At 69.7% G+C, this 11,728-nt stretch carries 13 protein-coding genes and 1 pseudogene; 3 read left to right on the top strand and 11 right to left on the bottom strand.

Annotated elements, in window-relative coordinates; genetic code table 11:
• Positions 1–4 precede the first annotated feature (4 nt).
• Both nusB and ribH read right to left on the bottom strand, forming a co-directional pair.
• Complete coding sequence (gene nusB / locus M2437_RS17555; protein WP_003605627.1) at positions 5–520, bottom strand: transcription antitermination factor NusB; 516 nt, start codon at positions 518–520, stop codon at positions 5–7.
• Positions 517–1,038: a 6,7-dimethyl-8-ribityllumazine synthase gene (gene ribH, locus M2437_RS17550; protein WP_003605626.1), complete on the bottom strand. Its 522-nt coding sequence runs from the start codon at positions 1,036–1,038 to the stop codon at positions 517–519. Before ribH ends, nusB begins: the two co-directional genes overlap by 4 nt.
• A 312-nt stretch (positions 1,039–1,350) precedes the next feature.
• Here ribH and M2437_RS17545 point away from each other — a divergent pair, with 312 nt between their 5' ends.
• Positions 1,351–2,877 (top strand): UbiA family prenyltransferase, encoded by a 1,527-nt coding sequence (locus M2437_RS17545; RefSeq protein ID WP_253388207.1) that lies wholly within the window; start codon positions 1,351–1,353, stop codon positions 2,875–2,877.
• Complete coding sequence (locus M2437_RS17540) at positions 2,877–3,302, top strand: GtrA family protein (RefSeq protein ID WP_253388206.1); 426 nt, start codon at positions 2,877–2,879, stop codon at positions 3,300–3,302. The genes M2437_RS17545 and M2437_RS17540 overlap by 1 nt, the downstream gene beginning before the upstream one ends.
• On the opposite strand, the gene M2437_RS17535 is transcribed toward M2437_RS17540, so the two are convergent.
• The gene (locus tag M2437_RS17535; RefSeq protein WP_253388205.1) at positions 3,290–4,510 is read right to left on the bottom strand and encodes a hypothetical protein; all 1,221 of its coding nucleotides are present in this window, start codon (positions 4,508–4,510) and stop codon (positions 3,290–3,292) included. The genes M2437_RS17540 and M2437_RS17535 overlap by 13 nt on opposite strands.
• Positions 4,511–4,803: 293 nt before the next feature.
• On the opposite strand from M2437_RS17535, the gene M2437_RS17530 reads away from it, so the two are divergent.
• Entirely contained in the window at positions 4,804–5,319 is a 516-nt protein-coding gene (locus M2437_RS17530) for a hypothetical protein (protein ID WP_253388204.1), read from the top strand.
• 13 nt (positions 5,320–5,332) lie between these two features.
• Here the strand turns inward: M2437_RS17530 and M2437_RS17525 are convergent.
• The 8 genes and pseudogenes from M2437_RS17525 to M2437_RS17490 form a co-directional block, all read right to left on the bottom strand.
• A pseudogene (locus M2437_RS17525) lies at positions 5,333–5,972 on the bottom strand (riboflavin synthase).
• A gap of 1 nt (position 5,973) precedes the next feature.
• On the bottom strand, positions 5,974–7,050 hold the full coding sequence (gene ribD, locus M2437_RS17520; protein ID WP_253389639.1) for a bifunctional diaminohydroxyphosphoribosylaminopyrimidine deaminase/5-amino-6-(5-phosphoribosylamino)uracil reductase RibD: 1,077 nt from the start codon (positions 7,048–7,050) through the stop codon (positions 5,974–5,976).
• A gap of 50 nt (positions 7,051–7,100) precedes the next feature.
• The gene (gene nrdR / locus M2437_RS17515) at positions 7,101–7,658 is read right to left on the bottom strand and encodes a transcriptional regulator NrdR (protein WP_056118099.1); all 558 of its coding nucleotides are present in this window, start codon (positions 7,656–7,658) and stop codon (positions 7,101–7,103) included.
• An 81-nt stretch (positions 7,659–7,739) separates the two neighbouring features.
• Complete coding sequence (locus tag M2437_RS17510) at positions 7,740–8,234, bottom strand: RrF2 family transcriptional regulator (RefSeq protein WP_082490285.1); 495 nt, start codon at positions 8,232–8,234, stop codon at positions 7,740–7,742.
• 211 nt (positions 8,235–8,445) lie between these two features.
• The gene (gene glyA, locus M2437_RS17505; protein WP_003601128.1) at positions 8,446–9,750 is read right to left on the bottom strand and encodes a serine hydroxymethyltransferase; all 1,305 of its coding nucleotides are present in this window, start codon (positions 9,748–9,750) and stop codon (positions 8,446–8,448) included.
• 366 nt (positions 9,751–10,116) lie between these two features.
• A complete protein-coding gene (locus M2437_RS17500; RefSeq protein ID WP_173390183.1) occupies positions 10,117–10,602 on the bottom strand; it encodes a F0F1 ATP synthase subunit B family protein in 486 nt (161 codons plus the stop codon).
• 90 nt (positions 10,603–10,692) lie between these two features.
• Complete coding sequence (locus tag M2437_RS17495) at positions 10,693–11,298, bottom strand: F0F1 ATP synthase subunit B (RefSeq protein ID WP_012254465.1); 606 nt, start codon at positions 11,296–11,298, stop codon at positions 10,693–10,695.
• A gap of 197 nt (positions 11,299–11,495) precedes the next feature.
• On the bottom strand, positions 11,496–11,723 hold the full coding sequence (locus M2437_RS17490; RefSeq protein ID WP_003601125.1) for a F0F1 ATP synthase subunit C: 228 nt from the start codon (positions 11,721–11,723) through the stop codon (positions 11,496–11,498).
• Between the last annotated feature and the right edge of the window lie 5 nt (positions 11,724–11,728).

Raw genomic sequence — 11,728 nt, 5'->3', positions numbered from 1 at the left:
CCGGTCAGCCCTTCTTCGCCGGGCCGGGAGCGGCCGGGATGCCGAACTCGGTGGAGCGCACTTCGCGGCCGACCCGGTCGAGCACGGCATTGACCATGCCCGGCTCGTCGCCGCCGTAGAAGCTGTAGGCGACCTCGACATATTGCGAGATCGCGGCGCGGGCCGGCACGTCGCGGCGGAACATCAACTCATAGGCGCCCGCCCGCAGGATGGCGCGCAGCACCGCTTCCAGCCGGCGCAGCGGCCAGCCCTTCGCCAGCGCCGTATCGAGCTTCGGGTCGATGGCGCGCTGTTCCTCCACGGCACCACGGAGCACGTCGCGGAAGAACGCGATCTCGGCCGGCGGGTGGACGACGCCATCGACCTCCTGACCGATCCAGAAGGCCTCGAACTCGGCGAGCGCCTCGATCACGCCCTTGTCCGAGATCTCCATCTCGTAGAGCGCCTGCACCACGGCGAGGCGGGCGCCGGTGCGGGCGTTCGGCTTCGGTTGGGCCGGTGTCGCGGCGGGGTCTGTCATCGGGCGGGTTCCAGATTGGCGGCGCGCTTGATGGCGAGGAGGCTCAGGGCCGCCTCCGCTGCACCGCCGCCCTTGTTCATGTCGGAGACCCGGGCGCGAGCGAGCGCCTGCTCCATGGTCTCCACGGTGAGGATGCCGTTGCCGAGCGGCAGGTGCTCAGCCACGGAAAGGTCCATCAGCGCGCGGGCGCTCTCGCCGGCGACGATGTCGTAATGGCCGGTCTCGCCGCGGATGACGCAGCCGAGCGCCACCGCCGCATCGTAGGGGCCGCCGGCCTTGCGGCCGGCATCCATCAGGATCGCGATGGCGGCGGGGATCTCGAGGGCACCCGGCACCGTAAAGACCCGCGCCTCGGCGCCGACCGCTTCGATCGCCGCGCGGGCGCCCGCCAGCAATTCGTCGGCGATGTCGTCGTAGTAGCGCGCCTCGACCACGAGCACGCGGGTGCCGGCGAGGCTTTCGAGGATGCTTTTGGGGCTGTCCTTGGGCGCGTCCGCGTCCCGGCGTTGGGAGACCATGCGACTGTCGTTCCGGGGCGAGTTCACGAATGTTCGGGGCGGGCCGGAGGGTTAGCCCAAGTGCCGCGGGCTCCACAAGCGGCACGGGGCGCGGCGGGTGCGCGACCGGGGCGCATGTTCCGGCCCGGAGAAGCTTCGCCTTTCGGTTGGCCCGGGAAGGTTTGATCAATCAAATCAGGCGGAAGTACCGCCGCCACAACCTGCGGTGCCCCTTATTAACCGGACCGAAGTCTGTCCCGGCAATAGACTGTCGAACGCAAGTTTGCGGGCCTTCGACCATCGATCCCGCACTGGAAACGGGGGTTATCCAGCATGGCGACGGCGCATGCGCGAAGGGCGGAGGCGGCCCCCATCCTGATCGAGGACGCGGCCTCGGCGTTGCGGCCGGTGCCGCTGGTGATCGACCTCGACGGCACGCTGCTGCGCACGGACCTGCTTCTGGAAGGGATCATCGCGCTGCTGCGGCGCAACCCGCTGATGCTGCTGGTGATGCTGCTGTGGCTGCCGCGGGGGCGGGCCTTCTTCAAGCGCCGCATCGCGGAAGGCGCCGTGCTCGACGTCGCGACCCTGCCGTCCAACGCGGCTTTGCTCGCCCATATCGAGACGCAAAAGGCGGCGGGCCAGGAGATCGTGCTTGCCACGGCCGCCGACGAGCTGATGGCCCTGCGCGCCCTGCGGCGTTTTCCCGTCTTCGACCGTGTGGTGGCGAGCGACGGGGTGCGGAACCTCAAAGGGGAGGCCAAGGCCGCGCAGCTGCGGGCGCTCTACCCGCAGGGCTTCGATTACGCGGGGGACGCCGCGGCCGACCTCCCGGTCTGGGCCGCAGCCCGGCGGGTGATCGTTGTCGGAGCCTCCGGTTCCGTGCTCCGCGCCGCCCGGCGGCTCGGCAAGCCGGTCGAGGAATTTCCCGCCGCCTCGCGTTCGCGCGCATTGCTCAAGGCCCTGCGCCTGCACCAATGGGCCAAGAACGCCCTGGTCTTCGTGCCGCTCGTTCTCGGCGGCCGGGCCGGGGACGCGCAGGCCTGGGGGAGCGCCGGCCTGGCCTTCCTCGCGCTCGGACTCGTCGCCTCGGCGAGCTACCTGCTGAACGACCTGCTCGACCTCTCCCACGACCGGGCGCACTGGTCGAAGCGCGAGCGCCCCCTTGCGAGCGGCCGGCTTCCCATCGCCACCGGTCTGGCGGCAATCGTGCTCGGCCTCGCGGGCGGGCTGGCGGTTGCGGCCTGGGCCGGGGCGGCGGTGCTCACCGGCGTGCTCGCCTATCTCGCCCTGACGCTGACCTACTCCGCGTGGCTGAAGCGAGTGCCGATGCTCGACGCGCTGACGCTCGGGAGCCTGTTCTCGCTGCGCATCGCGGTCGGCGTCGCGGCGGTCGCGGTGGCGTGGTCGCCCTGGCTCCTGACCTTCTCGATGTTCCTGTTCACTTCGCTGTCCTTCGCCAAGCGCCACACGGAGCTGCGCGGGGCCGCGCGGCGCGGCCAGGCCGGCACCATCGCCGGGCGCGGCTACGAGCCGGCGGACGAGCCGGTGGTGCTCGCCTTCGGCATCGCCTCGGGGCTCGCCAGCGTCGTCATCTTCATCCTGTATCTAGCCAACGAGGCGTTCCGCCACGCGGCGCTCGCCGCGCCGCTGGCCCTGTGGAGCTTCCCGCTGATCCTCGTCCTGTTCATGGGCCGGGTCTGGCTGCTGGCGGGCCGCGACGCGCTCCACGACGACCCAGTCGCCTTCGCGGTCAGGGACCGCCCGAGCCTCGTGCTCGCGGGTGTGGCCGGGCTCGCCTTCGCGGTAGCAGCCTTCGGTTTACCGCCCGGCCTCCTGCCACAAGGGTTCGGGCTGTGATGCGAAGCGAGGTCGTCCGCTTCCTGATCGCCGGCGGCTCGGCGGCGGCGATCAACTGGCTCGCGCGGATCCTGCTTTCGTTGGTGCTGCCGTTCGAGGCCGCCCTGATCGTGGCCTACGGCATCGGCATGGCCGCCGGCTTCTGTCTCTACCGCGCCTTCGTGTTCCGGGCGGCCTCGCACGGGTCGCTCTCCGGGCAGCTCGCCTCGTTCCTCGCGGTCAACGCCGTCGGCGCCGCGGTGGTCCTCGCGGTAAGCACGCTGATGATCGACGGCCTGACCGGCCTGCTGCCGGATCTGAAGCCGGCCGTGGCGCAAGCCCTCGGCCACGGCGTCGGCATCGCCGTCGGCGCCGTGGCAAACTATCTCGGCCACCGGCTTCTCACCTTCGGCGCAACCCTGCGGCCTCAGCCTCAGAGCCGGTAGAGGGCCAGCAGCGTCACCACGGCGAGGTTGGCGACGACGCCCCAGGTGACGAGGATCGGCAGGGCGGCGAAAGCCGGCGGGCGTTCCCCACGCGCCATCAGCACGATCAGGATCGGCAGCCAGTCGAGGGCGTAGCGCTGGGTCGCGATCTGCTCGGCGCCGTTCGAGTGGTAGAACAGGGTGATCCCGGCGATGACCGCGATGGTTGCCGCCCCGGCGGCGAAGACCCGGTCGAGCCGCGCGTAGAAGGCCAGCAGCAGCCACGGGCTCGCCACGAGGAGTGCCGTACCGGCCTTGTCGAAGCCGACGAGTTCCGTCAGCCGGGGGCCGCCGAACTCGAAATGGATCCCCTGCAGGAACAGGTAGAGCGTGTTGAACAGCAGGTAGTCGCGCGAGAACAGGCCGCCCTCGGTGATGCGCCGCCAGATGAAGCTGTCCTGGCCGGGATTGTGGATGAAGGCGTAGCCGGTCTCGAACGGGCTTCCGAAGCGCGCGGCGTTGTAGGCGCAGTAGACGGCGATGGCCGCCGCGACGGACAGGCCCGCCAGCATCGCGGATTTCGCCACCGAAGCCGGATTCGCCAGCAGCGGGCGCCCGCGGGGCAGGGCCAGAACCAGCAGGAACAGCGGATAGAAGATCGCCATCTGCCGGCACAGGAAGGCGAGGCCGACGAACAATCCGGCGAGCGGCAGCGAAGCCCGGCAGATCACCGCCCACAGGCTCAATGTCATAATCAGGAAGCCGACGGTCTGGGAGAAGAACCAGACGCCGTCGGAGCGCAGCGTGACCTGATAGAGCGGGCTCGCGAAGGCGAGCGCGGCAAGCAGCCACAATGCCTGCCCGCGCTCGATTTCCAGCGCGCGGAAGATGCGGCTCCAGGCGAGCAGGCTCAGGGCCGACAGGCCCAGGCCGAGGAGCACGAAGCCCTTGAAGCCGGGAAAGCCGAACAGGGCGACGAACGGCGTCAGCAGCAGTGCCGGCAGCGGCGGAAAGATGATGTAGGTCCGCCCCTCGAACACGGCGCAATCGATCTCGGGGCATCGCTCGACCCAGAGCCGGCCGTGCAGGAATGCGTCGGCCAGCGCCCCGTGCGAGTTGAAGCCAGCATCGCGCAACGCGCCCCGTCCCAGAAGGACGGCGAGGAGGAGGGCACCGCTCAGCGCGGTCAGCGCCGCCAGCACCCGGTCGCGGCGTCCTGTAACCGTCATGGTGGCGACCGCCCTTTCACGAAGCGAATCCGAATCGACGCGGAGGATTCGATGGGAAGGGTTAAGTCTTCCTCACAAATGATCCGGTGACCTTCTCACGAAAACTTGTCGAACCGGAGAGGCATCCTGCGGGCACCCAATGCGGAGACCCAATCGACACGATTTTCGGGGCGCTCGGTCGCGGCGAAAAGGTTTCTGTCGATTTGGGACGGTCGTGCATTGCCGAAAACCGCGACCAACGGCAAGTCTAACGCCGGCTCGTTCACAACGAGGCGGGCCGACAGGGGATATTTATGACAATCGGATCGCCGAAATTCTTGGCCGGCGCGGCACTCGCCTTCTTTCTGCTGGCCGGCAGTGCCGCCCTCGCCAAGAAGGTCACGGTCGTCCCCGGAGATCGACCGATTTCCGTCGAGATCCCGGCCGCGTGGAAGGTGACCACGATCGACCGTGGCGTCCAGGCGCGGACCGCGGACGAGGAAATCTACCTCTGGTTCGAGAGCTACAAGCCGGCCCAGTTCGACACCCTGCTCGGCGAGCACAACGCCTACTTCAAGGAACAAGGTGTCAAGGTAACGGGCGAGGGCCAGTCGAAGGAGGTCGATTTCCCGACCTACGCCCTCAAAGTCACCGAATATCCGGCGACCTATGAAGGCAAGCCGACGGTGCTGCGCTACCTCTCGGTCGTGCCGAAAGCCGAGAGCCATCTGCTGGTGAGCTACTGGGCCTCGCCGGAGGGTGACAAGAAGTACGACGCCGAGACGAACCAGATCATGAACAGTCTCGCCGCCTCCTACGACGGCAAGTAAGCTGGACCGGTCCTTACGCCGGCAACAACCCGCGCGTCTCGGCGAGGCGCGCGGCGTAGCGGGGCGAGCAGATCGACCTCCAGATTGATCCGATCCCCCTCGCGGCGCTCCTCCCAGGTCGTGACCGAGAGGCTGTGCGGGATCAGCAGCACCGAGAAATCGTGGCCCGAGACCGCGTTGACGGTGAGTGAGGTGCCGTCGAGGCAGATCGAGCCCTTCTCGGCGATGAAACCTGCGAGCGCGGCCGGCGCCCGCAGAGTGAAGCGCTCGCTCGCGCCCCAGGGGTTGTCCTCGCCGGTCACCGTCTCGCGGGCGAGGATCTCGGCGACGCCGTCGACATGGCCGGTGACGAGGTGGCCGCCGAGTTCGTCGCCGAGCTTGAGCGAGCGTTCGAGGTTGAGCCGCGTGCCCTCGCGCCACGCGCCCACGGTGGTGCGGGCGAGCGTCTCGGCGGCGGCATCGACCGAAAAGCGGCAGCCCGCCCCTTGCGGCTCCACCGCAACGGCGGTGAGGCAGGGGCCCGAGCAGGCGATCGAAGCGCCGAGCGCGATGCCGGCAGGGTCGTAGGCGCTCTCGATCACGATCCGGCGCAGGCGCTCCGAGCCCTCCACCGAGACGACGCGGCCGACATCGCTGACGAGTCCGGTGAACATGTCAGATCCTCTCGTAGGTGACCGCCGTGTCGGGGCCGTAATCGCGGGTCTCGACCATGCTCAGGGAGCCGTCGGCGAGGCGGCGGGCGAGGTTGGCCCCGAGCGCCGGCAAGCCGCCGGCCTCGCCCAGCGTGACGGAGCCGGTGATGAGCGTGCAGGCATCGATGACATCGTGCGCCGCGAGCGCGTCGGCAAGCGCCGGCCCGCCCTCGCTGCAGATCCGGGTCAGGCCGCGCTCCGCCAGCGCTTTCAGCGCGGCGGGCAGATCGATGCGGCCCTGCGCGTCGGTGGGGACGAAGGCGATCTCGACGCCGAAGGAGGCGAGCATCCGCCGGGCATGGGCCGGGGCGCCGCGCCCGGTGAGAACCAGGGTCGGCAGGTCGCGGGCCCCGCGCACGAGGTGGCTGGCGGGGTTGAGGCGCAACGTCGAGTCGAGCACGATCCGCAGCGGCGAGCGCGCGGCGAGCCCCGGAAGCCGGACGGTCAGCGAGGGGTCGTCGGCGCGAGCCGTCCCGATGCCGACCATGATCGCGTCGGCATGGGCCCGCCACAGATGCACCGCGCCATCCGCGACCGAACCTGTGATCTTCAGCCGCTCGCCAGTCGAGGGCGCGGCGAAGCCGTCGCGGGTCCGGGCGAGCTTGAGGTGCAGGCTCGGGCGCCCGCGCGTCACGCGGGAGAAATGGCCGCGATGATCGCGGGCGGCCTCTTCGCGCAGCAGGCCGGTTTCCACCGTGATCCCGGCGGCGCGCAAACCTGAATGGCCGCGCCCGGCCACCCGCGGATCGGGATCTTCGATCGCGGTGACCACGCGGGCGATCCCGGCGGCGATCGTCGCGTCGGTGCAGGGCGGCGTGCGGCCGTGATGCGAGCAGGGCTCGAGGGTGACGTAGAGCGTGGCCCCGCGCGCGGCCTCGCCGGCCATGGCGAGCGCCAGCGGCTCCGCATGCGGGCGACCGCCGACCGCCGTCACCGCCTGCCCGACGATGCGGCCCTCGGCCACGACGACGGCGCCGACGCTCGGATTCGGCCAGGTCCGGCCGAGATTGCGCCGCCCCAGGGCGAGGGCGAGGCGCATGGCGCGCCGGTCGAGGGCTTGCTGCTCGGACAGGTCCACGGCTCGCCCCGTCACGCCCGCTTCCGGGCCGGACGGCCGCGGCGTGGGGCGGCAACCGCCTCGTCGGGAGGGGTGGGCACAGCGTCCCCCTCTTCGGGCAGGTCGCCTTCGCCCTCCAACCGCTCCCCGAGAGTGCCGAGCAGATCCTGGAAGTCCTGCGCCTCGCGAAAATTCTTGTAGACCGAGGCGAAGCGGACATAGGCGACGTCGTCGAGCCCCTTAAGGCCCTCCATCACCGCCTCGCCGATGGCCTCGCTGGTGACCTCGCCCTCGCCGCCGCTCTCCAGGCGCCGGGTGATGCCGCTGACGAGGCGCTCCACCCGCTCGGGATCGACCGTGCGCTTGCGCAGCGCCACGTCGATCGAGCGCTGGAGCTTGTCGCGATCGAACGGCACGCGCTTGCCCGAGCGCTTGAGCACGACGAGTTCGCGCAACTGCACCCGCTCGAAGGTCGTGAAGCGACCGCCGCAATCCGGGCAGACGCGGCGGCGGCGGATCGCCGAGGAATCCTCGCTCGGCCGCGAATCCTTCACCTGGGTGTCGGGACCTCCGCAGAACGGACACCGCATCGCGCGCTCACCACCTCATCCCGGACGCTCTCAAAAGCCGCCCCTCTCTGCCCCACCCGCCGCTCAATTGCCAGGAGCCGCTCAATTGCTAGGAGTCGGATCGGTCGGAACGGGCGCGGCGGGCGTCGCCCCCCCGTCTCCCGGCTCGGCGCGGAAGAGGGCGCGGAGTGCGGCTGCTGTCGGCCCGGCCACCACGTCGGCGAGGGTGAGGCGGTCGAGTTCGAGGAAGAACGCCTGCTCCGCCGCGTCGAAGGCCCATTTGAGACGGCACCGGCCCAGGAGCGGGCAGGGGTCGCGCCGGCAATCGACCACGGTACCGACCCCCTCCAGATCGGCGACGAGCCGTCCGAGCCGGATCTCGCGCGCGTCCCGTGCGAGACGCACGCCGCCGGAACGACCCTGCCTCGCCTCGACGACACCGGCGCGGACCAGCGTCTGGGCGATCTTCTGGAGGTGGTGCACCGAGATGTCGAAGCGTTGCGCGACGGCCGGGGTCGCGACCCAGACGCCCCGCTCGGCCAGCGTCAGGTGCATGAGCAGACGCAGGCCGTAATCCGTGTGAAGCGAGAGATGCAGGGTCGCCCTCCCGAGCGGTGCCGCGCAACCTTCAGGTGAAGGATGGCTCGACCCACATCATTTCAAGGATGCAACGACGTGTACACTCCCCGGAACGACAAACCTTACGTGGATTAACTTTGAGGCGGCTCCGAAACGACAGCGGCCGCGGATCGGGAGATCCGCGGCCGCACCGGCCCGCGTCACGGGCCGGAGGTGTTTTTCGTCAGGCTCAGGCGTAGATCGGGAACCGATCGGTGAGGGCGTGAACCTTCTCCTTCACCGCCGCCTCGACCGCCGCGTCGCCGCCATCGCCCTTCTCGGCGATGCCATCGAGCACCTGAACGATCAGCGAGCCGACCTGCTTGAACTCGGCGACGCCGAAGCCGCGGGTGGTGCTGGCCGGCGTGCCGAGACGGATGCCGGAGGTGATCGTCGGCTTCTGCGGGTCGAACGGCACGCCGTTCTTGTTGCAGGTGATGTCGGCCCGGGAGAGCGCCGCCTCGGCCGCCTTGCCGGTGAGGCCCTTCTTCTGAAGGTCGACCAGCATCAGGTGGTTGTCGGTGCCGCCCGAGGTGATGTCGTAGCCGCCGGAGATGATGGTGTCGGCCAGCGCGCGGGCGTTGTCGATCACCTGCTTGGCGTAGATCTTGAACTCGGGCTTCAGCGCCTCGCCGAAGGCCACCGCCTTGGCGGCGATGACGTGCATCAGCGGGCCGCCCTGGAGGCCGGGGAAGATCGCCGAGTTGAACTTCTTGGCCAGCGCCTCGTCGTTCGTCAAGATCATGCCGCCGCGCGGGCCGCGCAGGGTCTTGTGCGTCGTCGTGGTGGCGACGTGCGCGTGCGGGAACGGCGAGGGATGCAGGCCCGCGGCGACGAGGCCGGCGAAGTGGGCCATGTCGACGAAGAAGTAGGCGCCGACGGAATCGGCGATCTCACGGAACTTCGCGAAGTCCCAGTGACGCGGGTAGCCCGAGCCGCCGGCGATGATCACCTTCGGCTTGTGCTCCTGGGCGAGGCGCTCGACCTGCTCCATGTCGATGCGCTGGTCCTCGCGGCGCACGGTGTAGGAGACCGGCTTGAACCACTTGCCCGAGACGTTCGGGGGGGCGCCGTGGGTGAGGTGGCCGCCGGCCGCGAGGTCGAGGCCGAGGAAGGTGTCGCCGGGCTGCATCAGGGCCATGAACACGCCCTGGTTCGCCTGGGAGCCGGAATTCGGCTGCACGTTGGCGAAGCCGCAGCCGAACAGGCGCTTGGCCCGGTCGATGGCGAGTTCCTCGGCGATGTCCACGAACTGGCAGCCGCCGTAGTAGCGCCGGCCCGGATAACCCTCGGCGTACTTGTTGGTCAGGACCGAGCCCTGCGCTTCGAGCACGGCGCGCGAGACGATGTTCTCGGACGCGATCAGCTCGATCTCGTGCTGCTGCCGGCCCAGCTCCTGCGAGATGGCCTTGGCGATCTCGGGATCGGTCTCGGCAAGATGAGCCGAGAAGAAGGAGTCGAGGTCGGTGGTGTCGGTCGCAGTTCCGGCGCTCATGAGCGTAGCCTCTTTTCGTTGTTTACGGGCAAACCCACCCGCTCTCCCGTCGGCGTTCACGGGGGTGTTTTTCAGGCACTATTCGTACACGCCGCGGCAGCACAGGCCAAGCACAGGTGATTTTTCGCCTGTCTTCAAAATTTTTAACGGGATCAGCCCCGTTCTGCGGCACCGCAGCGCATTCGGCTACCCCCACACGCGAAAACACCCGGCAGGGCCGGGTGTCGCAGGACCGATCAAGTCGGTAACAGGCCGGCCCGCGAGCACGTCCGCGAACCGTAGCGGCTCCGATCGCTGCCGCTTGCCGATTTGCGCCGTGCCCTTACCGAAACCCGGCAAGGGCACGTTCGATCGGAAGCGTCAGGCTCAGGCCTGAAGGCGGCTCTTCACGTCGCCGAGGCTGGCCCGGAGGAGATCCTGTGCCGCGGCGCCCTGGAGGCGCTCACGCAGCAGGGTCTCGGAGACCTTCACGGCCGCGTCGGCCGCCGCGGCCCGAACCTGGGCGGAGGCCTGCGCCTCGGCCTGGGCGATCTTGGCCTCGGCGCTCTTGGTGCGGCGCGCAACGAAATCGTTGAGGCGGGCATGGCCCTCGGCGGCGATGCGCTCGGCATCCTCACGGGCACCGGCGATGATGGCCTCGGCCTCACGCTCGGCCTCGGTGCGGCGGCGCTTGTAGTCGGCGAGCACGGCCGCGGCTTCTTCACGCAGGCGGCGGGCCTCGTCGAGCTCGTTGCGCACGCGCTTGGCGCGGCTGTCGAGCCCGTTGGTCATCATCGAGAAGCCGCCGACCCGCCAGACGATGACCAGGAACGCCACGAAGGCGACGGCGACCCAGAATTCCGCGGTCAACAACATGTCGGTCTCAAACCCTTGATCGGCCCTCCGCCCGGCGGGCCGGGGCGGGGTCGGATGGGAGGGGCCGGCAACGGGCCGGCCCTCGGATCAGTGTACGGCGGGCGTCGCGTCGAGGGCGCGGTTCAGGCTCGCCTGGTCGGGGGCCTGGCCGGTCAGCCGCTCGACGATCGCCGAGGCGGTCTCGCCGGCAATCGCGCGGACATTGCCCATGGCTTCCGTCGTGCGCGTGCGGATGGTCGCCTCGGAGGCGGCGAGCCGCTGGTTCAGCTCGGCCTCAAGCGTCTTGCGCTTGGCGTCGGCCTCGGCCGAGAGGGAGTTGCGGGTCTCTTGGGCGATGGCCTGTGCCTTCGCTTGGGCCTCGCGCAGAGACTTCTCGTAGGCGGCGCCGGCGGCGTCGGCCTCGGTCTTCATGCGCTGCGCCTCGGTCAGATCGGACGAGAGCCGGCCGGCGCGGTTGCCGAGGATCGCCTCGATGCGCGGCAGCGCAACCTTGGACATCAGGTAGTAGAGCAGGCCGAAGGCCAGCGCGAGCCAGATCAACTGCGAGAGGAAGGTGTGGCTCTCGAAGGGCGGAAAGGCACCGCCATGGCCGCCGGAGGGCTGCTCGGTATGGGTGTGCGGGCTTCCCGCCGGGACAATCGTCGTGTCCGCGTTCGGGGAGGGGGTCGTGAGGGGATTCTTCTGCTCGGCCATGGCCCTGTCCGGTGACGTCGGAAGGCCGGCTCCGCGGGCGGAGCGGCCGGATCGGTGTCTCTCACGAAACCTCCTCTGCGCCGCCGTGACGAAGGACGGACGACAGCGCAGAGGAGGTTTCGCGAGGCACTCTCAACGAGCGGGGGAGCGCGGGGCGGACTCTCTAGCCGGCCCGCGCTCCCCCGAAGAACGACGCGTCAGACGGCGAAGAGGAGCAGCAGCGCGACGAGCAGCGAGAAGATGCCGAGCGCCTCGGTGAGCGCGAAGCCCAGGAGGAGGTTGGTGCGCTGGCTATCGGCGGCCGACGGGTTGCGCAGAGCGCCCGCGTAGAACTGGCCGAACAGGTTGCCGAGGCCGATGCTGGCGCCCGCCATGCCGAGGCAGGCGAGACCGGCGCCGATGTACTTCGCAGCGACGGGATCCATGAAAC

The organism is Methylorubrum pseudosasae (assembly GCF_029504475.1).
Classification (GTDB): domain Bacteria; phylum Pseudomonadota; class Alphaproteobacteria; order Rhizobiales; family Beijerinckiaceae; genus Methylobacterium; species Methylobacterium extorquens.
Note: the sequence above shows the minus strand (reverse complement) of the source record. Positions and strands in the feature narration are given on the sequence as shown.